Source organism: Gordonia liuliyuniae (assembly GCF_021738805.1).
Lineage (GTDB): Bacteria > Actinomycetota > Actinomycetes > Mycobacteriales > Mycobacteriaceae > Gordonia > Gordonia liuliyuniae.
The window spans coordinates 436,067-457,749 of record NZ_JAKKOR010000005.1 but is presented as its reverse complement, the minus strand read 5'-3'; the positions used below and the strand labels follow the sequence as shown (position 1 = coordinate 457,749).

Annotated in this window: 23 protein-coding genes and 1 tRNA gene; 16 read left to right on the top strand and 8 right to left on the bottom strand. The window is 65.8% G+C overall.

Annotated features, from left to right (window positions below; all coding sequences use genetic code 11):
* Positions 1–6 precede the first annotated feature (6 nt).
* Positions 7–480: a thioredoxin-dependent thiol peroxidase gene (gene bcp, locus L5G33_RS07795; protein WP_236997580.1), complete on the bottom strand. Its 474-nt coding sequence runs from the start codon at positions 478–480 to the stop codon at positions 7–9.
* A gap of 111 nt (positions 481–591) precedes the next feature.
* Between bcp and L5G33_RS07790 the strand changes: the two genes are divergently transcribed.
* The gene (locus L5G33_RS07790; RefSeq protein ID WP_236997579.1) at positions 592–813 is read left to right on the top strand and encodes a DUF3618 domain-containing protein; all 222 of its coding nucleotides are present in this window, start codon (positions 592–594) and stop codon (positions 811–813) included.
* A gap of 147 nt (positions 814–960) precedes the next feature.
* Positions 961–1,033: transfer RNA gene (locus L5G33_RS07785), tRNA-Lys, on the top strand.
* 240 nt (positions 1,034–1,273) lie between these two features.
* Here L5G33_RS07785 and L5G33_RS07780 read toward each other — a convergent pair.
* Positions 1,274–2,689, bottom strand: a complete 1,416-nt coding sequence (locus tag L5G33_RS07780) for an FUSC family protein (RefSeq protein WP_236997578.1) — start codon at positions 2,687–2,689, stop codon at positions 1,274–1,276.
* Positions 2,690–2,759: 70 nt separating this feature from the next.
* Between L5G33_RS07780 and L5G33_RS07775 the strand changes: the two genes are divergently transcribed.
* From L5G33_RS07775 to L5G33_RS07765, 3 genes are all read left to right on the top strand, one after another.
* The gene (locus L5G33_RS07775) at positions 2,760–3,326 is read left to right on the top strand and encodes a MarR family winged helix-turn-helix transcriptional regulator (protein ID WP_236997577.1); all 567 of its coding nucleotides are present in this window, start codon (positions 2,760–2,762) and stop codon (positions 3,324–3,326) included.
* Positions 3,327–3,758: 432 nt separating this feature from the next.
* Positions 3,759–4,916, top strand: a complete 1,158-nt coding sequence (locus L5G33_RS07770; RefSeq protein ID WP_236997576.1) for a L,D-transpeptidase — start codon at positions 3,759–3,761, stop codon at positions 4,914–4,916.
* 142 nt (positions 4,917–5,058) lie between these two features.
* A complete protein-coding gene (locus tag L5G33_RS07765; RefSeq protein ID WP_372476872.1) occupies positions 5,059–6,207 on the top strand; it encodes an acyl-CoA dehydrogenase family protein in 1,149 nt (382 codons plus the stop codon).
* A gap of 111 nt (positions 6,208–6,318) precedes the next feature.
* Here the strand turns inward: L5G33_RS07765 and L5G33_RS07760 are convergent, their stop codons facing one another.
* Both L5G33_RS07760 and L5G33_RS07755 read right to left on the bottom strand, forming a co-directional pair.
* Positions 6,319–7,797: a pyridoxal phosphate-dependent decarboxylase family protein gene (locus L5G33_RS07760; RefSeq protein WP_236997574.1), complete on the bottom strand. Its 1,479-nt coding sequence runs from the start codon at positions 7,795–7,797 to the stop codon at positions 6,319–6,321.
* Positions 7,794–9,128, bottom strand: a complete 1,335-nt coding sequence (locus L5G33_RS07755) for an MFS transporter (RefSeq protein WP_236997573.1) — start codon at positions 9,126–9,128, stop codon at positions 7,794–7,796. Before L5G33_RS07755 ends, L5G33_RS07760 begins: the two co-directional genes overlap by 4 nt.
* A 149-nt stretch (positions 9,129–9,277) precedes the next feature.
* On the opposite strand from L5G33_RS07755, the gene L5G33_RS07750 reads away from it, so the two are divergent.
* Both L5G33_RS07750 and thiD read left to right on the top strand, forming a co-directional pair.
* Positions 9,278–9,778, top strand: a complete 501-nt coding sequence (locus tag L5G33_RS07750; RefSeq protein ID WP_236997572.1) for a nuclear transport factor 2 family protein — start codon at positions 9,278–9,280, stop codon at positions 9,776–9,778.
* A complete protein-coding gene (gene thiD, locus L5G33_RS07745) occupies positions 9,771–10,562 on the top strand; it encodes a bifunctional hydroxymethylpyrimidine kinase/phosphomethylpyrimidine kinase (protein WP_236997571.1) in 792 nt (263 codons plus the stop codon). The genes L5G33_RS07750 and thiD overlap by 8 nt, the downstream gene beginning before the upstream one ends.
* A gap of 4 nt (positions 10,563–10,566) precedes the next feature.
* On the opposite strand, the gene L5G33_RS07740 is transcribed toward thiD, so the two are convergent.
* Complete coding sequence (locus L5G33_RS07740) at positions 10,567–12,066, bottom strand: SulP family inorganic anion transporter (RefSeq protein WP_236997570.1); 1,500 nt, start codon at positions 12,064–12,066, stop codon at positions 10,567–10,569.
* Between the two features lie 73 nt (positions 12,067–12,139).
* Complete coding sequence (locus L5G33_RS07735) at positions 12,140–13,237, bottom strand: aminotransferase-like domain-containing protein (protein ID WP_236997569.1); 1,098 nt, start codon at positions 13,235–13,237, stop codon at positions 12,140–12,142.
* A 68-nt stretch (positions 13,238–13,305) separates the two neighbouring features.
* Here L5G33_RS07735 and L5G33_RS07730 point away from each other — a divergent pair, with 68 nt between their 5' ends.
* From L5G33_RS07730 to L5G33_RS19390, 5 genes are all read left to right on the top strand, one after another.
* A complete protein-coding gene (locus L5G33_RS07730; protein ID WP_236997568.1) occupies positions 13,306–13,740 on the top strand; it encodes a MarR family winged helix-turn-helix transcriptional regulator in 435 nt (144 codons plus the stop codon).
* Between the two features lie 63 nt (positions 13,741–13,803).
* A complete protein-coding gene (locus L5G33_RS07725) occupies positions 13,804–14,823 on the top strand; it encodes an LLM class flavin-dependent oxidoreductase (RefSeq protein WP_236997567.1) in 1,020 nt (339 codons plus the stop codon).
* A gap of 74 nt (positions 14,824–14,897) precedes the next feature.
* The gene (locus L5G33_RS07720; protein ID WP_236997566.1) at positions 14,898–15,368 is read left to right on the top strand and encodes a hypothetical protein; all 471 of its coding nucleotides are present in this window, start codon (positions 14,898–14,900) and stop codon (positions 15,366–15,368) included.
* 19 nt (positions 15,369–15,387) lie between these two features.
* On the top strand, positions 15,388–15,720 hold the full coding sequence (locus L5G33_RS07715) for a GNAT family N-acetyltransferase (protein WP_308191546.1): 333 nt from the start codon (positions 15,388–15,390) through the stop codon (positions 15,718–15,720).
* Positions 15,693–15,893 carry a GNAT family protein gene (locus tag L5G33_RS19390; protein ID WP_308191545.1) on the top strand — a complete coding sequence of 67 codons (201 nt, stop codon included), beginning with the start codon at positions 15,693–15,695 and terminating at the stop codon, positions 15,891–15,893. Before L5G33_RS07715 ends, L5G33_RS19390 begins: the two co-directional genes overlap by 28 nt.
* Before the next feature lie 70 nt (positions 15,894–15,963).
* On the opposite strand, the gene L5G33_RS07710 is transcribed toward L5G33_RS19390, so the two are convergent.
* A complete protein-coding gene (locus tag L5G33_RS07710; RefSeq protein ID WP_236997565.1) occupies positions 15,964–16,575 on the bottom strand; it encodes a Type 1 glutamine amidotransferase-like domain-containing protein in 612 nt (203 codons plus the stop codon).
* Between the two features lie 156 nt (positions 16,576–16,731).
* Between L5G33_RS07710 and L5G33_RS07705 the strand changes: the two genes are divergently transcribed.
* Complete coding sequence (locus L5G33_RS07705; protein WP_236997564.1) at positions 16,732–17,319, top strand: lipocalin family protein; 588 nt, start codon at positions 16,732–16,734, stop codon at positions 17,317–17,319.
* Here the strand turns inward: L5G33_RS07705 and L5G33_RS07700 are convergent.
* A complete protein-coding gene (locus tag L5G33_RS07700) occupies positions 17,309–18,634 on the bottom strand; it encodes a cryptochrome/photolyase family protein (protein WP_236997656.1) in 1,326 nt (441 codons plus the stop codon). The genes L5G33_RS07705 and L5G33_RS07700 overlap by 11 nt on opposite strands.
* Before the next feature lie 186 nt (positions 18,635–18,820).
* Between L5G33_RS07700 and L5G33_RS07695 the strand changes: the two genes are divergently transcribed.
* The 3 genes from L5G33_RS07695 to L5G33_RS07685 all read left to right on the top strand — a co-directional run bounded on the left by L5G33_RS07695 (position 18,821) and on the right by L5G33_RS07685 (position 21,601).
* A complete protein-coding gene (locus L5G33_RS07695) occupies positions 18,821–19,099 on the top strand; it encodes a 4a-hydroxytetrahydrobiopterin dehydratase (protein ID WP_236997563.1) in 279 nt (92 codons plus the stop codon).
* A gap of 306 nt (positions 19,100–19,405) precedes the next feature.
* A complete protein-coding gene (locus L5G33_RS07690; RefSeq protein WP_236997562.1) occupies positions 19,406–20,143 on the top strand; it encodes a DUF4352 domain-containing protein in 738 nt (245 codons plus the stop codon).
* 87 nt (positions 20,144–20,230) lie between these two features.
* Positions 20,231–21,601 (top strand): YhgE/Pip domain-containing protein, encoded by a 1,371-nt coding sequence (locus tag L5G33_RS07685; protein WP_236997561.1) that lies wholly within the window; start codon positions 20,231–20,233, stop codon positions 21,599–21,601.
* Positions 21,602–21,683: the final 82 nt, after the last annotated feature.

Here is a 21,683-nt window from a genome sequence, read left to right as displayed (position 1 = left end):
CTCGCGTCAGATCGAGAGGTCGCGTCGCAGCTTCGCGACGTGTCCGGTGGCGCGCACGTTGTATTGGGCGGCTTGGATGACGCCGTTCTCGTCGACGAGAAACGTCGACCGGATGACGCCCTGTACGACCTTGCCGTACATCTTCTTCTCGCCGAACGCGCCCCATGCGGTGAGCACAGTCTTGTCGGGGTCACTCAGGAGCGGGAACGTGAGCTCGTCGCGTTCGACGAATTTCGCGAGCTTGGCGGGCTTGTCGGGCGAGACGCCGATGACGTCGATTCCCTGACCGTTGAGCTCGGCGAGGCTGTCGCGGAAGTCGCACGCCTGTTTGGTGCACCCGGGCGTCATCGCCGCAGGGTAGAAGTAGACGATCACCTTGCGTCCCGCGTAGTCCGAGAGGGACACCGGCTTCTCAGCCGAGTCGAGAAGAGTGAAATCGGGGGCGGTGTCGCCGACGGAAAGACGCGCGTTCTCAGACATACCGCCAGGCTATCCGATGGGAGTGACACTGAACTCCCATAGGCGTCAACACCTTGTAGGCTTCAACCCGAAGTAGAACCCTGATAAGTCGACGAGTAGTGGAGGACGACCGTGGCCGGTGACACCGAACGGATCGAGAAGGACATCGCCCAGGCGCGCGAGGATCTCGCGAAGACCCTCGATCAGCTGGCGGTGAAGGCGAATCCGCAGCGTCTGGCCGACGATGCGAAGACCAAGGCGCTCGCGATCGCGAACACGCCCGCCGTGAAGTACGGCGCCGCTGGGGTTGGCGCCCTCGTCCTGGTCGTGGTGATCCGCAAGATTCTGCGCTGACACTCTGCTGGTCAGCACGCCCGCATGGCCCGTCGGTCTGATTCAGGCTGGCGGGCCATGCGGCGTCCTGGACCCGATAACCGATTCCGACCAGGCGATTTGGGTTATCTCGACGCGTGCTGTTAATGTTTCTTTTCGCAAGGCCAAGCGCCATTAGCTCAATTGGCAGAGCAGCTGACTCTTAATCAGCGGGTTCGGGGTTCAAGTCCCTGATGGCGCACTTTCGAAACCCCCGGTCTGGACCATCTGGTCCGACGGGGGTTTCTCGGTTCTCCGAAGTCAGGCCTCGACCACGTCCGGGTCCCGCATCGACTCCAGGAGCATGATCGCTTCAGTCGTCGCGCCGTGAAAACCGATACCGGGGGTCCTTCTCGTGAGTCGCCGTACGCAGCAGCACTCGCCACCGTCGAGACCGTGTAGTACGTAATCAATGCGAGCCGACGTGCGCGGCGGCTATAGATCAGGCTGCGAGGTGGTGTTGGTCCTCTCGCTTGATGGTGGCCGCGGCGACGAGCACGCCGATCGCCACTCCGATGAGGGTGTCGCAGACGCGCGTCGCGGCGACCGCGGCGCCACCGGAGGCGCCGAGACTGGTCAGCACCAGCGCCACTGTGGTGATGAAGATCTGGGCGACGGCGTAGTTGCGGGTCACGAACATCTCGCCGCAGGTCTGGCAGACGATCGCGACGATGACCAGCGGCCAGTATCCGGGCTCGACCGCGAAGATGCCGACGGCGATCATCGCGCCGGCGACGTTCCCCATGACGCGCTGGATGCCGCGCTGCACGGTGTGTCGATAGTGTGCGCCCTGCAGGGCGGTCAGTGCGCCGATAGTGGCCCACAGTGGATGATCCAAGCCCAGGGCTGCGGCGACGAGTCCGGCGATCAGGCATGCCGCGGTCAGCCGAGCGACGTCCAACAGGATGCTGCGGTCGCCGACGCGCCGTACTCCCTCACGGAAGACGCCGTCGGGTCGAAGCGCTTCGATGCCGGCGATCTCGGTCGTCGACGGCGGGCGGACGTCGGCGCGGATTCTGCGCAGGTCTGCGGCGAGACCGGCGAAGTCGCGGTGCGCGGGATCGAGGCTGTCGCGTGAGCGGCCGTCGACGACCTTCTCGGCGGCGTCGATGAGCGCGAACAGTTCGCGGGTGTGCTCGTCGACGCGTCGCCGCGGGGTCAGCGCGACGACCTCGCGCGCCTGAGAGACGGCGTGCCGTGCTGCGGATTCCGACGCGTCGTCGCCGGCCTCGATCGCAGATGCGGCGGCGAGTGCACGCGCCACCGCGACGCGGGCTGGGGCGTGCGGGTGCAGCAGCGCGGGCCACATCGTGACGACCCACCCGAACACCGCGCCGACGGTGATCGCGAGGGTGACCACGCCGACGTCGTGAGCGGTGTCGGCGAACCCGGCGGCGCCTGCGGCCGCGAAAACCATGATGGCCGCGCCGGGACCGGTGATGCGGAAGGCCTGCAGCAGCCAGAAGGCCAGGCCGCCTGCGGCCGACAGCAGGACGACCTGCGTCCAGATGGTCAATCCGAGGGCGCCGAGCGCGGCGCCGAAGGCTGCGCAGACGATGACGGCTCCAACGACGACTGCCAGTTTGGGAGCCAGTCGCGGGTACGGCTCGTAACGCAGAAACGCCGAGCTGAGTGTGCCGAGGGCTGCGAACGCGGCGACGTCGGTGAATCCGAGGAGCCCGCACCCGACGAGCGCGACCATGGTGGCGAACCCGACTCGCAGTGCGAGTGCCACGGTCGGGTCGGCCTGACGCATCTCAAGAGCTCCCCGCCATGCTGCGGGCGATGCCACATGCGCCAGTGCCAGCCCCGACTGGCGAGCGCGAGTCTGGGGGACAGGGGAGGGGGCGGTGTGCATGAACTCAGAATAATAGTTTACGGATAAAATATCTATGAAATACTTCCGCGAACTCGGTATGGTGTGTCACATGGCTCCGCAAACCACTCCGGGTGGACCCGATGCTCCGGGTGGACTCGACGCTCCGGGTGGACTCGACGCTCCGGGTGGACTCGACTACGTGGAGCGGGCTCGCAGCGATTGGGCGAAGCGGTTTCCGGGCATGGATGTGCGGCCGATCGACGTCATCGGACGCATCACGCGGATCAGCACGCTCGCGCTCGCGCGTTTCGAACGCGAACTCGACGCGACCGGCATCGGCCGCACCGAGTTCGATGTGCTGAGCGCGTTGGCGCGCAGTGACCATCCGTTGCGTGCGAGTGAGGTGACCTCGGTGACCGGGGCATCGGCCGCGTCGACCACCAAGCATGCGGAGCGGCTCGCGACGATGGGGCTGATCGAGCGTGAGCGACTCGAACGCGATGGACGAGTCGTGCTCCTGTCGTTGACCGAGGCCGGCCGCGAGCTCGTCCACGAGCAGTTTCCTCGGCGGGTTGAGAGTGAACTGCAGATGCTCGACGGGCTCGATGACGGTGAGATCCGGTTGCTCACCGACATGCTCAGGCGGATCACCGAGAACGTCGAGAAGCGGAGCTGATGATCGGTACTGCGTGCCCGGTGATTTGCCTGGTGGTGGGCGCGAGACCTCAACCTCTGGTCGACGTCGGAACCCATTCGACCGAATGGGTTACAGCAATGTGATCTTCGGGTCGGTGCTGTGGTCGATGTCGGACCCACCAGGTACTGTCGGAGTCGATTCATCGAGGTAGTGGAGCTTCTGTTCATCGGTAACGTCGCCGACCGCAGCGACGACAAATTGGACAGTGCTGCACCTGCGTGTGGCGAATCGGTCCGGCCGTTCTCGACGACGAGGAAAGCGGTCGGCATCTCGTACAATCGACGAGAACCGGAACACGGTCCGCTTTGGGTCCCATGACCATGTGTCGGGGACAGTAAGAAGAGGTTTGGGAGCAAGATGGGCATCACTCGGAGTGGTCGACGCCGATCCGCAGTCAAGATATGGGCGATCATGTTACTGGTCGGGGCGACCGCATTCGTGTCGGCCTGTGGCAGTACGTACGGCACTGAAGTGCATGCGAACGGCGAGTTCGCCGACATGATCAAGCCTGCGGTCTCGGTTACCGACACGGCCGGTAAGGCGCTTGATAAGAACGAGGTCGATGTCCAGCCCGGGCAGCCGATCGTGGTGAAGGCGACCGAGGGCGCCATCACCGACGTGAAGATCAAGAAGGCGAGCGGCGGCTACATCAAGGGCGACGTCAGCGACGACGGTGCTACCTGGACGAGCGCGGAGGCGTTCGGTTACGGCCGCACCTACTCGGTTAAGGCGACCGCCTCGGGCGTCGGTGGCACCACCACCAGCACCACGAGATTCACCACGCGTTCTCCGGAGAATCAGACGGCCGCCTACATCAGCCCGCCGGACGGCGAGACCGTCGGCGTCGCGCAGACGATCGGCGTCCGATTCGACGAGCCGATCGCCGATCGAGAGGCCGCACAGAAGGCCATTACGATCACGACCAACCCGAAGACCGAGGGTGCGTTCTACTGGATCAGTGACCAAGAGGTTCGCTGGCGTCCCAAGGAGTTCTGGAAGACCGGCACCAAGGTCGACGTGAAGGTCAACATCTTCGGCATCGACCTCGGCGCCGGGACGTTCGGCCAGGACAACGTGTCGTCGAGCTTCAAGGTCGGGCGCGACATGGAGTTGTCGGTCGACGACAGCAACAAGATGGTCGTCGTCAAGCGTGACGGCAAGGTGATCCGCCGGATGCCCACGTCGATGGGCAAGGATGCGACCCCCACCGACAACGGCATCTACATCATCGGCGACCGCCTCGACCACATCATCATGGACTCGTCGACCTACGGTGTGCCCACCAACTCACCTGACGGCTACCGCACCCCGATCGACTACGCGACGCAGATGTCCTACAGCGGCATCTATCTGCACGCGTTGCCTGCGACCGTCTGGGCCCAGGGCAACACCAACACGTCGCATGGCTGCCTCAACCTGAGCAACGAAGATGCGCTCTGGGTGGTGCAGAACACACTGCGCGGCGACCCGGTGACTGTCTCGGGCACCGTTGGTGGAACTCTGTCGGGGACTGATGGGCTCGGGGACTGGAACATTCCCTGGTCTGAGTGGTCGAAGGGCAACGCGTAGCCACCGAGACGCGCGCCGGGGCACGCCTCCGGCTGCCATAAGTGAACATATGATTCAGGGTCCGGCCGAGTGTTCTCGGCCGGACTCTGCCATTGGTTGGTGTTAGTATCGCCTCCGATAGAAAAAATCACTGAAGATTGGTATGCACACCATGGCTCGTCCCTCCTGGGAAACTGAGGATCTGACCGCGCTGCGTGAGATGGCGCGTGCCTTCTGTGAGAAGGAGATCGCACCCAACACCGAGCGGTACATCGACCAGCACCACGTCGACCGCGATCTCTGGAGCAAGGCAGGCGAACTCGGCCTCCTCTGCATGTCGATCCCGGAAGAGTACGGCGGCGGTGGCGGCACCTTCGCCCACGAGGCCATCCTGATCGAGGAACAGGCCCGCGTCGTCGACTCGTCGTGGGGCCAGAGCCTGCACAACGGGATCATCGCGCATTACATCCTGGCCTATGGTTCCGAGGACCTGAAGAAGAAGTGGTTGCCGAAGCTGGCCTCCGGTGAGGTCGTCGGCGCCATCGCCATGACCGAGCCCGGCACCGGCTCGGACCTGCAGAGCGTCAAGACCAAAGCGATCAAGGACGGCGACGACTACGTCATCGACGGCTCCAAGACGTTCATCACCAACGGCGGCCAGGCAGACCTCGTGATCGTCGTCGCCAAGACCGACCCGACGGCAGGCGGCAAGGGAATCTCGCTGATCCTCGTCGAGACCGACCGCGACGGCTTCAGCCGCGGCCGCATCCTCGACAAGGTCGGCATGCGCGGCCAGGACACCGCCGAACTGAACTTCGCCGGTGTGCGAGTTCCGCAGTCGAACCTGCTCGGCGAGCAAGAGGGCCTCGGCTTCATCCAGCTGATGACACAGTTGCCGCAGGAACGACTGATCATCGCCGTCGCATCCGTGGCAGGCATGGAGACCGCCCTTCAGAAGACCCTCGAATACACCAAAGAGCGCACCGCATTCGGCAAGCCGGTGTTCGCGTTCCAGAACACCAAGTTCAAGCTGGCCGAGGTCGCGACCGAAGCGCACATCGCACGCCTGTTCGTCGACGACTGCATCGAGAAGCATCTGCGCGGCGAACTCGACATCCCGACCGTCGCGATGGCCAAGTGGTGGACAACCGATCGCGCCATGCAGGTCGCCGACACCTGCCTCCAACTGTTCGGCGGCTACGGCTACATGAACGAGTATCCGATCGCCCGCCTGTGGGCCGACAACCGCGTCCAGCTGATCTACGGCGGCACCAACGAGATCATGAAGGAAATCATCTCGCGCTCGTTGTGAGACGTCGGAGGTCGAGCCGCATCGACTGACGGGAAGGGCCCGGTTACCAGCGGTGGCCGGGCTCTTTTGGTGTCCCCCTTCCGTTGTCTCCCCTCCTCGGTCGTCGCAGGTTCACGGGGCCGGATTCGAGTACGCGGCCAAGAACTCGGCGAGCAACTTCGCAGTGACGGGCTTCGGCAGCGACTCGATGGCGGCGATCACCGCACTCAGGTCGAGCGAGCCCGCGGCGTCGGACGGATCGGTGTGCGGATCGATCCCCGCGCCGACGAGAACAGCTTCGGTGGAGGCGGAGTCGAGCGTCAGCGCGTCGTCGACGCTGACGGCGCCGGAGTCGAACGCGGCCGCGAGCTCCCGCAACGCGGCAGGCGCCACCGAGCGTTCGAGTCCGCGTGCCGTGTCCGCGCCGTCGCGCAGTGCGTGCGACAGCTCGTCGACGACGGCCGACGTCACGGGCGTGATCGTCAGGTGGGTGCTCGCGGCGAGAGTCGACTCGTCGGCCTGCACATACGCCGGCTGTGGCTGCAACGTGAATCCGCGCGCGGCCACCTCGTCGGCCCAGCGATGCGGATCGATCGGCGTCGCCGCGTCGGGGTCGGCCGCGACGGCGAACACCGGTCCCGTCGGATCGCCGACGACACGTAGCCCGTCGATGCCGCCGACGACGTCAACTAACCGTCCGGCAGTGGCCGCGATGTCGGCGACGAGCCGGGTGAACCCGGCCTCGCCGAGGTACCGCGTGATGGCCCACGCGGCGGTCGCGCCCGCCGCCGACTTCGATCCGAGAAGGGTGGGGTTGACCACCGGATACCCCGGCCAGTCGGTGGTCGCGAAGAAGGCGGCGCGATGTCGGTCGCGGTCGGTGTGCAGGAGTACGGACGCGCCCTTCGGTGCGTAGCCGTACTTATGGAAGTCGGCGGACAGACTCGTGACGCCGGGCACCGTGAGGTCCCAGTCGGGCAGCGGCGTCGGCCACCAAGCCAGGGCGAGTCCGCCGAGGCACGCGTCGACGTGGAGGCCGACCCCTCGTCGTAGGGCTAGATCTCCGAGTTCGACGATCGGGTCGAGCGTTCCGGTCGGATAGTTCGGAGCCGACCCGACCAGCAGTATGGTGTCCTCGTCGATTGCACCCGCAATCGCGTCGACGTCGGCCCGCGTGGTGGTCGGATCCACTGGCACGCGGCGCACCGTGACTCCGAGAAGCTTCCCGGCCTTGTCGAAGGCGGCATGAGCCGTCGAGGGGACGACGACATTGCCCGCTCCGGCGGGCGTGCGCGTGTATTCGCGCGCCGACAGAACCGCCAGGACGCAACTCTCGGTTCCGCCGGAGGTTATCGAGCCGACCGCGTCCGACGATCCGAAAGCAGTGCGCGAGAACGAGATCAGGTCGCGTTCGATGGCCGCCACCGAACCGAACGTCGTCGGGTCCAGACCGTTGACCGGCTGCACGAGCGCTGCGGCGTCGGCGGCGAGCCGGTCGACGGCCGCCAGACCCGAATCGTAGACGTAGGAGAGGATCCGTCCACCGTGCGTCGGGGCGTCCGTGGCCCGGAGGCGTCGGAGCTCGGCGACTATCTCATCGGGGGTGATCACCGGTTCGGTGTCCTTTCGTAGCGCAGGAGTACGACGATGCTGACCGCGACCAGGACTGCGGGCAGGAGCGAGAATCCGCCTGCGATGCCGGCGACGGCCGTGTCGCTCTGGGGTTTCGTCTCGTCGCCGGTCGACGAGACGAAACCGGTCATTGCGAGTACGAGCAGGTATGCACCGGGACCGAGCGCCAGCCCCAGCGTCTCGCCCGCGGTCCACAGTCCCGATAGCGCGCCGCCCTGGTCGCGACCGCGCGCGGTGGACACCTCGTCGATCACATCGGGGAGCATCGCGAGCGGGAACGTCTGCATGCCCGCATAGCCGATCCCGGCGACAGCGACCAACCCGAAGATCCACGGCCCCGGCGCGGTCATCGCTCCGGCCAGCCCGAGCGCGGCGACACCGAATAGCAGCGACGCGACGATCAACGCGACACGTTTGCCGTAACGGGCACCGACCCGGACCCACACCGGCATCACGAGGAGCGCGGGCCCGACGAGCGCCGCGAACAGATAGGTCAACGCGGCCGAGTCGTCCAGTACGTACGTCGCCATATACTGCGCGCCCGCGAGCATCACCGCGCTTGCCAACGCCTGTACGACGAAGACCGTCAGGAGGATCCGGTAGTGGGCGTTCTCGCGCACCGCGGTGAACGCGTCGCGGTGGTGGACGCGAGCATCGTCGACGACGGGTCGCGCGCGAGTACCGGTCGCCGCGAACGAGGTGGCGGCGACCATCCCTGCCGCGATGAGGGTCGCGGCCGCGACCGCCATGACTAGGTATCCGACGGCTCCGCCGCCCAATGCGTCCCGGATCGCGGGCGCCCCCGCACCGACGATGAGGATCGTCAACGCCAACACCGCGATACGGACCGAGATGAGGCGGGTCCGCTCGTCGTACCCGTCGGTGAGTTCGGCGGGCAACGCGATGTACGGGACCTGGAAGCATGCGTACGCGATCGCTCCCGCGGTGAAGAACAGCAGGACCCAGACGGCGGAAGCCGCGGGGCCGAATCCGGTCGGAGTCGCGAACGTCAGAACGAACGTCGGCACGAGTGCGGCCGAACCGAACCACATCAACCCAGTGCGGGTGCCCGCCGTCGCAGCATGGCGGTCGCTGATCGCACCGATGACCGGGTTGACGACGACGTCGACCGCTTTGGGAACCACGACGACGATCGACGCGACGAGGGCGGCGACCCCGAGGGTGTCGGTGAGGTAGTACGCGAGCACCAGCCCAGGCAGGACCCCGAAGCCGCCCGTCCCGACGCTGCCGGCCGCGTAACCTGCGACGATGCGGCGACTGAGCCGACCGGCGGTGCGTTGCGACGTCACGCCCGGCGACCTTCGACGCGCTCCGGCGTGTGTGCGGTGGCCATTTCGTGAACCTATCGGACCAGGCGAGAATTGTCGCCGAGTTCAGCCTATGGCGCTCACGGGTCCCGTCCGCGTCACGCTCACCGCCGCCGTGTAGAACGGGAGGCATGCTGACCAACGACGACCGGATCGCAGCACTCGAGGCGATCGAGTCGATCAAGAGCCTCAAACACGGCTACTGGCGAGCCTGCGACGCCAAAGACCCGGACGGGTTCGCGGCGTCGTTCATCGCCGACGGTGCGGTGATCGACTACGGGCCCCTCGGCAGATTCGATGACGTGAAGCCGATGGTGGACATCTTCCGCACCATTGCGTGCCGCAAAGTCGACGGGCGGTACGCGGTGCTCGACATGCACCACGGCACGCACCCGATGATCGAGTTGACGGCGCACGACACCGCGGTCGGCCGCTGGTCGTTGCGGTTCCGTCAGGTGAACACGATCGAGCGGACCGAGACCGTGAGCATCGGAGAATACGACGACGAGTACCGCTTCTCCGACGGCGCGTGGCGCATGTCGGTGTGCCGATTCACGCAGCGGTGGTCGATCACGAGGCCGCTGAGTGACGACGTGGTGCTCGAAGAGGGTATTTTCGATAACCGTGGTTGACTTCGCATATGTGATCGCCGGCTCGGAAGCGACCGGCGGCGCCGGTATCCAGACCGACCTCAAGACCTTCCAGACGCTGGGCGCGTTCGGACTCGGCACCATCACGTGCATCGTGTCGTTCGATCCGAAGAACGGGTGGGGTCACCGGTTCGTGCCGATCGAACCGGCCGTCATCGCCGACCAGATCGAGGCAGCGACGAGCGCATACGATCTCGACGTCGTCAAGATCGGAATGCTCGGCACACCAGCCACCATTGATGTCGTTGCCGATGCGTTGGCGGCGCAGCCCTGGCGGCACGTGGTCCTCGACCCGGTGCTGATCTGTAAGGGGCAGGAGCCCGGTGCGGCCCTCGACACCGATCAAGCGCTGCGGGCGAAAGTGCTGCCACACGCTACCGTCGTCACCCCGAACCTGTTCGAGTCGCAGACTCTGTCGGGGATGGACGAGATCACCACCGTCGACCAACTCGCTGAAGCCGCGCGACGGATCGCCGAGCACGGACCCCGGTACGTGCTGGCCAAAGGCGGGGTCGAACTACCGGGCGACGAGGCGGTCGACGTTCTGTTCGACGGTCAGGATGTGACCGTGCTGCGCGCACCGAAGATCGGTGGCGAACGGGTCTCCGGCGCAGGCTGCACGCTGGCTGCGGCCCTCACCGCCGAACTCGCGAAGGGCGCGGGTGTCCTCGACGCTGCCCGTCGTGCCAAAGAGTTCACCAGGGCGGCGATCGAAGCCCGGGTGAGCGGCAACCTCCCTTTCGACGCGGTCCGGCAAGGAACGTAGGGGCTCAGCCTTCGCCTAACTGGCCGGACAGGCGGTCGCGGCGTTCGGCGGACGGCTGGTTCAATCCGACGATCTCCACCTGCTTGCCCTTGGCGTGGTACTTCGCCTCGATGGCGTCGAGCGCGGCGACCGTCGATGCGTCCCACACGTGTGTGTCGGCGAGATCGATGACGATGCGTTCGGGATCGTCGACGTAGTCGAACTGGTAGACGAGGTCGTTACTGGAGGCGAAGAACAGTTCGCCGCGCACATGGTAGGTCCGGACGGCCTGGCCGTCGTCGACACTGTCGGCGTGCGTGACCTCGGTGAAGTGGGCGACTCGCCGCACGAACAGCAGAGTCGCGACGACGACGCCCGAGATGACGCCGATCGCGAGGTTGCTGGTGACGACGGTCGCGACGACGGCGATCACCATGACGGCCGTCTCGCTCTTCGGCATCCGGCGGAGGGTGGACAGACGGATGCTGTGCCAGTTGAACGTGGTCGCCGAGACCATGATCATGACGGCGACGAGCGCAGCCATCGGGATCTGCCCGACGATGTCGCCCAACCCGACGACGAGCACCAGCAGCGCCACACCGGTCAGGAACGTCGAGATGCGGGTGCGCGCGCCCGCCGTCTTCACGTTGACCATCGTCTGGCCGATCATGGCGCAGCCGCCGATCCCGCCGAAGAAGCCGGTGACAACATTCGCGACACCCTGGCCCCAGGCCTCACGAGTCTTGTTCGAGTGGGTGTCGGTGATGTCGTCGACCAGTTTCGCGGTCATCAGTGACTCGAGCAGACCGACGAGCGCCATGCCGACCGCGTACGGGGCGATGATCTGCAACGTCTGGAGGTCGAACGGGACGTCGGGGATCAACCACTGCGGTAGGGAACTGGGGAGCTCGCCCTCGTCGCCGACTGTTGGCACGCCGACGCCGAAGGCCATCGCGACGGCCGTCAACACGATGATCGCGATGAGCGGTGACGGCACGACGGTGGTGAGTCTCGGCAGCCCGACGATGATGGCGAGTCCGGCCGCGATCATCGGATACACCATCCACGGAACATTCAGCATGTGCTGGACCTGCGCGGAGAAGATCAGAATGGCGAGAGCGTTGACGAAGCCGACCATCACACTGCGCGGAATGAACCGCATCAGTTTCGCGACCCCGCACACGCTGAACACGATCTGCAGGACACCCGCGAGAATGACGGTCGCCAACAGGTAGTCGATGCCGTGATCGCGGACGACGGGTGCGATCACGAGTGCGGTGGATCCGGCGGCGCCCGAGATCATGGCGGGGCGTCCGCCGACGATGGAGATCGACACCGCCATCGTGAAGGACGCGAACAACCCCATCCGAGGATCGACGCCTGCGGCGATCGAGAACGAGATCGCTTCGGGGATCAACGCGAGCGCGGTCACTACACCGGCCAGCGTCTCCCGAGTCAGGAGGCGAGGACTCCGCAGCGCGGTGATGACTGGTCCGTCGACGAGACGGGACACCGGTGCCTGCACTGCGGGCTACTCCTGACGGTCGATGGCTCTACAACCGGGGAAACGATACCCCGATGGTCGTGCAACCTTCGTGTCAGGAACGCAGGAGGTCCGCGAGGATCCCGAGGCCGCGGTCCGTCTGGTCTGTGTCGGCGTGGCTGAAGTTCAGCCGCATCGTCCCGATGCTCGGTCGGTCCGGAGAGAACTCCTCACCGGGCATGAATGCGACGCCACGTTCGATCGCGGCGTCGAGCAGCCCTCGCGTGTCGACGTTCCGAGTGAGGTGGAGCCAGAAGAAGAGCCCGCCCCTCGGTGTCTCCCAAGTGGCGAGATCGCCGAAGTGTCGGGTCAACGCATCGTCGAAGACATCCCGCCGGGAGCGGTAGAAGTCGGCGAGACGGTCCAGGCGCGCTCCCCACCCCGGATCGGTGACGGCGTCGAGCACGATGTGCTGCGACAGCCGGGAGGTGTGCAGGTCTGTCGCCTGCTTGACCATGACGAGTCTGTCGAAGAGGTCATCGGACGCCGCGATGAACCCGAGGCGCAGTCCCGGCGCGAACGTCTTGGAGAACGAGCCCTGGTAGATCCATGAACTGCCGCCCATGCGGGCCGCGATCGGCGTGCGATCGCAGGTGTCGTAGACGAGATCGCGGTACGGGTCGTCTTCGAACAGCACGGTCCCGTCCCGTAGACATCGTGCGGCGAGTCGATCGCGCTCGGCGTCGGACGCGCACGCGCCGGTCGGGTTGGCGAACGTTGGCACGACGTACGCCAGGGCTGTCCGCGCACTGTCGGGGTCGGCGAGGTCGACGAATCGCGCGCCATAGAAGCGGAACACCTGGAGTGCGGCGAGGTAGGTCGGGTACTCGACGGCCGTGGGGGTCCCCGGGTCGACGAAGAGCTTCGCTGCGAGGTCGATGCCCTGCTGACTCCCGCTGAGGATCATGACGCGATCCGGGGGAGCGTCCACGCCCAGTCCGCGCAGTTGCCGAGACACCGCCGCCCGCAGTTCGGGTTCGCCTTCAGTCGGGCCGTACTGGAGGGTCGACGCCGGCACGACGCCAGAGAGCTGCGGGAGGGTGTCGGTCGCGGGGAGACCGCCGGCGAACGAGATCATGCCGGGCCGGTCGATCACGTCGAGGATCGCACGGATCGGCGACGGTCGGAGACCTTCGATACGCTGCGAGAACACTCCGGAACCTCCACATATGGGTCAACACTGTTGATACAAGTGTGGGCTCGAACGCAAGATAGGTCAATATGGTTGACTCAAACCGCGAGGCGGAACTTCGACGGGCTGTCGAGGCGCTGTACTTCGGCTACCGCTCTTTTACGTCGTTGCCGGACCAGATCCTCGCCGAGTACGACCTCGGGCGCGCCCACCATCGCATCCTCTACTTCGTCCAGCGCGAACCCGGCATCTCCGTGGGCTCGCTGGTAGCTGTCCTCGACGTCTCCAAGCAGGCGCTCAATCGCCCGATCAGGGAGTTGGAAGCTCTCGGATTCGTGACGATCAGAAGCGATCCGCACGACGGACGGATTCGTCGCCTGTCGACGTCGGCGGCGGGCGCGGCGCTCGAGTCGCGACTCACCGGCGCTCAACTTGACCTCCTGGAGTCGGTGTTCGCCGACGTCGACTCGCATGCCGAGCGCGGATGGCGTGATGTGATGGCGCGCCTGGCTGGTGACGGGTAGGTGCGTGCGGGTGAACTCTGCTGGGTGGGAATATAAGCGGACCGCGGTACGGTTACGGTCGATATGAAGAAAATCGGATTCCTGTCGTTCGGGCATTGGTCGGACGCGTCGGGCTCACAGGCTCGGACCGCGGCCGACGTCCTCCACCAGTCGATCGACCTCGCGGTTGCCGCCGAAGAACTCGGCGCCGACGGCGCCTACTTTCGTGTTCACCACTTCGCGCGGCAACTCGGCTCGCCGTTCCCTCTGCTGGCCGCGATCGGCGCGAAGACGAACAGCATCGAGATCGGTACCGGCGTCATCGACATGCGGTACGAGAACCCGCTGTACATGGCCGAAGACGCGGGTGCGGCCGATCTCATCTCGGACGGCAGGCTGCAGCTCGGCATCTCGCGGGGATCACCGGAGCAGGTGATCGACGGCTACAAGTACTTCGGATACGTGCCGGACGACACGGAGTCCGACGCCGACATGGCGCGCAAGCACACCGACGTCTTCTTGAAGGTCCTCGAGGGTGAGGGCTTCGCGCAGCCGAATCCGCAGCCCATGTTCCCGAACCCGCCCGGACTGCTGCGCGTGGAACCGCACTCGGACGGCCTGCGCGAGCGCATCTGGTGGGGTGCGGGATCGCGGGCGACGGCCGAGTGGACCGCCCGGCAGGGGATGAACCTGATGTCGTCGACCTTGTTGACCGAAGACACCGGGGTGCCGTTCCACCGTTTGCAAGCCGAACAGATCCAGCGCTTCCGTGACGAGTGGGCCAAGCACGGGTTCGACCACGAGCCCCGAGTCTCGGTGAGCCGCAGCATCTTCCCGTTGCTCGACGACATGGACCGCGCATACTTCGGCGGCCGCGGCGACGACCGGGACCAGGTCGGGCACATCGACGGCGGCAGTGCGCGATTCGGCCGGTCGTACGCCGACGAACCGGACCGACTCATCGAGCAGCTGCGTGACGACGAGGCGATCGCGGCGGCGGACACCCTCCTGCTCACTGTGCCGAACCAACTAGGCGTCGACTACAACGCGCACGTGATCGACGGGATCCTCCAGCACGTCGCACCCGGGCTGGGGTGGCGCTGAGCTCCGCGGGAAATGTCGCGTACTCTTGCTCCCGCGCGGCGACGCACGTCGTCGTAGTCGGGGAGGGCTGAAAAGTGAAGAAGACCAGTATGCGAATCGCCGTGGTCACGGCAGCTGTCGTCACCACGGTGTCGGGGGCCGCGGCATCCGTCGTGCCCGCCGCCGGCGCCAAGACACGTACGTCCCACGTCTTGGAGTTCAAACTCGATCCGGTCTCGACGCAGCTCGTCGCGTCCGATCCGATGAAGGCGGCCGTGTCGTTGGCACGATCACCCGGCGGCAGCATGATCGGCGAGGACGCCTGGTTCGCGATGCTGACGGTGGGCCACATGGCAGACACCATTCGTCAAACGCGTGGACCGCGGCCGTGCCTCGTCGGCACCTATGAGCTGTCGGCGACCGACAGTGCGCGAAGTGCGACGTGGAGCGTCGACCGCTCGTGTGCACGTGTCGTACCCGAGTTCGCTCGGGTGATACGCACGTCGGAGCGCGGCCCGGACGGGCGGCCGATCGGCTCGGTCCGTGAGCGTCCCGCCACCGGATGATGCTCGGTATCCTGAGGTCATGACGGTCACGCTGCGCGCGCAAGAAGCGTCGGACACCGAATTTCTGCATTCGCTGTTCAGCGACCCGACGGCCGCCCGCTACTGGTTCATCGAGCCATATCTCACTCGGGCGGACGTGCAGACCCAGTTCGAGCGTCGTCGCGGCGACGTCACCGCACGCCGCTTCGTCATCAGCGATGACGGCGCGGACGTCGGGATCGTCGAACTCGTCGACATCTCGCCGTTGCATCGGACGTGCGAATTCCAGATCATCGTCGCGCCCGGCAACCAGGTCGCGGATACGCGCAGGTTGGGACGCGTCTCGTGTTGGACTACGCATTCGGGACGTTGAACCTGCACAAGGTGTATCTGCTCGTCGACGTCGAGAACGCCGGTGCGATTCACGTGTACGGCAAGGTCGGTTTCGAAACCGAGGCGACGCTGCGGGAGGAGTTCTACGCAGGCGGCGGGTACCGGGACGTGGTGCGGATGGTGATCTTCGCGAGGGATTGGGACGGAGTCTGACCTCGAGTTCCCCGCTCAGAGTCACCATCGACCGGTGAGGCAATGCCGGGCCTGAGCGGGGAATATGACGTCACACGCTCGGAACGACCCGCGTTCCGTGGTCGTCGACGAGCAGTGCTTGATCGTCGTCGAGCGCGAGCAAACGGAAACGGCGCCCGAACTCGGTGAATGTCCGCTCGATCACGGCGGACGGATACGCGGGCAGCATCCCGCCCGCGTGCGGCACCGGAACCTGCGGGATCCAACCGAAGCCCGCCGTGCTCGACAGACCCGGCGCGTCGGCGGGGTCGTCGAGCAGGCCTGCGGGTTCGATGTCGGGGCCTGCGATCACCGAGCCCGCGCTGAGTCCGATGTAGGGGAGACCGGCGCGGACCCGTTCGTCGAGTAGCGCGGCCGTGCCCGATTCGGTGAGCTCGTGCCAGAGGGCGAACGTATTGCCGCCGCCGACGTACACCGCGTCGACCTCGTCCGGCGACGCCGCGAAGTCGATCACCCGGAAGCCTCTGTCGACCAGCAGTTCTCGACCGGCCCCAATCACGTGGCCGATCGTCACCTCGCGCGGGGGCCGCCCGGTCGCGGCGGTGACGAAGCGCACGAGCGCCCCGTCACCGAGGGACAGGAGAAGTAGACGCACGGGAGCGAAGTTACACGCCTCCGCGCCGAACCATCCGGCCGTGAGCATTCTCGACGTCGACCTTCTCGCCGCGCAGCCACGTACTCCTGGCGACGGGATGCGACGCTGCCCACGCACGCGAAGACTAGTGGGGCGTCACCCATCCGATCTCCGAGGCGCTCCGAATCACCCTCGTACGTGTCATCTGTGATTGGAGAGAGTCTCATGTTCCGTCGTCTCATGGTTGCCGCGGTCGCCGCAGCGTCGTTCGCCGCAGTCCTGCCCGTCGCCGCTCCCGCCGACGCCGCACCGCTGCGTCCCGTGCCACGCGTCGACCTCGAGCGCTATCTGGGCACATGGCACCAGTTGGCCGCCAATCCTGCGCCGTACAACATCGACTGCGTACGGGACACCACCGCGAAGTATTCGCTCATCGACAGTCGCACTGTTCGCGTGCAGAACTCCTGCACCACGGTGACCGGCCAGAAGCGGTCGATTCTGGGGCGCGCGAGGGTCAACGGACCCGCATCTCTGCACGTGTCGTTCCCGAGCGTTCCGGGACAGAACCGAGTCGACGGACCGAGCAACTACCTGGTCGCGCACATCGCGGACGACTACTCGTGGGCGTTCGTGGGCGACCCGGGCCGCGTCTCCGGATTCGTCCTGTCGCGGAAGGGGTCGGTGGATAGCTCGACGTGGAAGCAGATCCGGACGGTCGTCGAACGCCAAGGCTACAACTCGTGCCTCATGCTGACGTCTCCGGTGACCGGCGGATTCCGTGACATCCGCCCGCTGTGCACGGTCAGTTCTTGAGCTCGGTCCAGCGGTCGAGCGCATCGAGGCGCTCGGCCGCGTGGTCGACGATCTGCGCGGGGTAGTCGTTTGGGCGGTCGTGTCGAAGGCGGTGGACCTCGCGTCCGGGGACTGCCCGCAGTTCGGGGATCCAGCGCCGGATGTAGGCGCCGTCCGGATCGAACTTTTCGCCCTGCAGGGTCGGGTTGAACACACGGAAATACGGTGCGGCGTCGGTACCCGAACCAGCCACCCACTGCCATCCGTGCTGATTGGACGCGAGATCGCCGTCGATGAGCAGGTCCATGAAGTGGCGGGCGCCCCACTGCCACGGGAGGTGGAGGTCCTTGGTGAGGAACGACGCGACGATCATGCGAACCCGATTGTGCATCCAGCCCTCGGCAGCGAGCTGGCGCATCCCGGCGTCGACGATCGGGTAGCCGGTACGGCCGTCGCGCCAGGCGCGGAACGCGGCGTCCGCCTCCGGTCCGGAATCGTAGGGCAGGCGCGCGAACCGCTCGTCGAAATTCTCATAGGCCGTGTCAGGCCGGTGGTACAGGACGTCGGCGTAGAACTCCCGCCAGCACAATTCGCTGCGAAACTTCGACGCGTCGGTGTCCGACCTGTCACGCAGGTCGTGAAGCAACGTCCTCGGATGCAGGCACCCGGCCTTCAGATACGCGGACAGTCTGCTAGTGCGGTCCAGATCGGGTCGATCGCGATCGCCTGCATAACCGTCGAGCGCATCTCGGAACTGCGTCCAGCGCCGCAGGGCGGCGTCTTCTCCGGGAGCCGTCTTCGGGTCCGCGGTCAGTGCGGGCAGCGGATTTCGTTCGCCGAAGTCCGCCGGGTCGATCCAGGCCACTGTCGAGGCGTCCGTCGATGCGGGCGAGCGCCACCCGTGGTCGTGCCACGCCCGCTGATAGGGGCCGAAGACGCGGTACTCGCCGCCGTCGGCCTTGCGGATGCGCCCCGGTGCGACGGCGTACGGCGAACCGGTCCGCACCAATGGCGTGTCGCCGAGTGCCCGTTCGACACGCTCGTCACGACGGGCACCGTATGGGGAGAAGTCGGCCGAGACGTGCACAGACCCCGCGCCGAGCCGATTGACGAGTTTCGGCAGCACGACGGCCGGGTCGCCGTCGAGGATGATCAGCCGGTTCTCAAGCGCACGATCATGCTCGGCCAGGCACGCGAGGAAGAAGTCGGTGCGGGGGCAGGGACGCGCGACGCGGCTGTCGAACACGAACACTGCTGCCGCGCTCTCGGCGTCCGCCGCCGCAGCCGACAGCGTCGGCAGATCGTGGACGCGCAGGTCGCGGCGGAACCACACGATGGCGGGACTCGTCTGATGATCGATCTGCAGCTCCTGTTCGTCGCACGACCGATTCCGACATCCGATGCGTCGGCCGATCGTATCCGCAACGGTAGTCGCGGTGAGCCCCCATGCGATGAATCGGTCGTCGCAACCGTCCCGGTCAAGGGGTGTTGCTCCATACCTTTACAGTGGCAGGGTCGAAGTATGGACACTTCAGGATCTGCAACCGATCAGCGGTGGCGTGAGACCTCAGATGGACTCGTCGCCACCTTCGCAACCGGCTCGATGGTGCGGGGCCTCGACTTCGTGACCCGCGTCGTGGCCGCGGCGGAAGCCGCCAATCACCACCCGGACATCGACTTTCGGTATCCCAAGGTTGGGCTGACCCTTATCACGCATGACGCCGAGGACACCGTCACCGATAAGGACCGTGCGCTGGCGCGGGAGATCTCGGCGATCGCGGGGGAGATGACGATCGACTAGCCCTGTTTCACCTGGTCATTCGTTCGGCTGACACGGCGGGGCGATGAGTGGTTCTCGGGGCGGAAATGTCGTACCTGCGCGTTAGTTTCCGACTAGCCCGATGATCATCGGTGCCTTCCAGCAATCGAAAGTGTTGCGATGACCAACCCCGACCCCTCCTCCCCGGACCCGTCCTTCGACCAGTACCACGACGCCGAACGTCCTTCGGTGCCGCAGGATCATTACCCACCGCAGAGTTATGCTTCGCCGCAGGGTTATGTCTCACCTCAGGGTTACGTCTCACCTCAGGGATATGCCCAGCCGCCGATGCCACCGACACCGAAGCGGCGGAACACAGTCGGCCTCGTCGCACTGATCTTTGCGATCATCGGATTCGTATTCGGGTGTATCCCCGGAGCCCTGATCGTCGGCTGGGTGCTCTTGCCGATCGCCTTCATCCTCGGCATCGTCGGACTGTTTCAGTCGGGACAACCGAAGAAGACGCCGATTTCGGCCATCATCATCTCGGCGATCGGCACGATCGTCGCCGCCGTGGTGTTCCTGACCGTCGTCAGCGACGCGATCGACGACGCGTTCACGCCGGACACGGCTACCGTCGTCGAGGAGGGACAGTCCCAGTCCGACGGTGTCGGCACACGCGACAACCCGGCGAAGATCGGCGCAACGCTGACCGGGGACGAGTGGAAAGTCGTCGTCAACGGCTTCACCGCAGATGCGACCGATCAGGTCATGGCCGCTAATGAGTTCAACGACGAGCCGAAACCTGGGAACGCTTACGCTCTGGTCAACCTGACCGTGACCTACACCGGCGACGAGTCCAGTTACGCGGACTTCGTCTCCGTGGCGTTCGTCGCCGCCGACGGGACCACCTACAAGCCGTACGATTCGTCGGCGGTCACACCCGAACCGGCTCTCGATGGAGAGCTCTACAACGGAGGCACCGCGACCGGAAACGTCGACATCGAGATTCCGAAGAATGCCGCGGGTCTGCTTCGCATCGAACTCGGTCCGCTCGGAGACGAGGCATTCGTCGCGATCCCGTAGGCAGACGTGAAGGTGCGCCGCCCGAGCCGTCGGCTTGAGCGGCGCACCTGAGGCAAACATCGGCCCACCCCAACTACGATTCTGACCATGACTGACGACGACGCCGATCAGGCAGCATCCGCCGAACCCGCCGAACACGACGAACGACGTGCCGCGCTGAAGTCCTGGAAACTGTGGCTCGCGCCGGTGATCGCTGTGGTGATCGCGATGGGTGCGATGGCGGGGCTGTACCTGAGCAGCATCCTCGATCCCGTCAAGAATCTGAGTTCGTTTCCGATCGCCGTGGTCAACGAAGATCAGGGTGCGGCCGGTCCGACGGGCGAGCAGAACCTCGGCGACACGATGCAAACCACCGTCGAGCAGAAAGTCGACCGCGACAAAGTCTCGTTGGAGAACCTCAGTTGGGCGGACGCGCAGGAGAAGATGCGCGACGGCGACGTGTACGGCACCATTCGTGTGCCCGCCGACTTCAGCGCAAAGACGATGGCGCTCGCAGAAGGAGCGATGACACCGACACCGGTCGAGCGGCCCCAGGTCATCGTGTACACGAACCCGAGGTCGGGCACATTGGGTAGCTCGCTCGTCACCGCGCTGAGCAAGGAAGCGCTCGCCGAGATGAACAGGCAGATCGGCGACCAGCTGACGGCGGCCGTCGCCGAACAGACGGCTGCGATGACTCCGCGGCCGGCAGTCAGCGGTGCTGCCGCAACCGTTCTCGCATCACCGGTGGACATCGTGTCGACGACGTTCGACCCGCTGCCGGCAGGCACCGGGATGGGGTTGTCGGCCTTCTACTTCGCGCTCCTCGTCCTCCTCGCGGGATTCACCGGCGCGATGCTCATCAACTCGCTCGTCGACTCGAGCCTCGGGTACATCGCGTCAGAAATCGGCCCCCGCGTCATCGTGCGGAAATCGCTCGACCTCACCAGAACGTCGGTTCTGCTCATCAAGTGGGCGATCATGGTCGCCGCGAGCCTCGTCGTCTCCGGTGCGTACATCGGAATAGCCGCGGCCCTCGACATGCCGATCGACCACGGTTGGGCACTGTGGGCCTACAGCGCACTCGCGGCGTCGGCCGTCGGCATCACGGCAATGGCGGTGATCTCGGCGTTCGGCACCATCGGCCTCCTGATCAACATGTTCGTGTTCATCTTCCTCGGCCTGCCGTCCGCAGGAGCGACGACGCCCATCCAGGCGGCGCCCGGCTTCTTCGCCTGGCTGGCGTCGTTCGAGCCGCTGCACCAGGTGTACGAAGCGATCCGCGCGATCCTCTACTTCGACGCCCGCGGCAGCGCAGGCCTCACCCACGGGCTGGTCATGACCGTCATTGGCCTCGCCATCGGCGTGGTCCTCGGGCTCGGCGTCAATTGGTACTACGACCACAAGGGCCTCTCGCGTGCCACCGTCAGCGAACTGACGCAACCCCAGCTATCTCGTCGCAACGTCAATCCGTCGTAGCAACCTGAGCGCAGGCTGCTGAGACAGGTCGAGGTTGCGGGAAGGTAGGTGAGGGTGCGACGACGGAGTTGAGGCTGCGGTA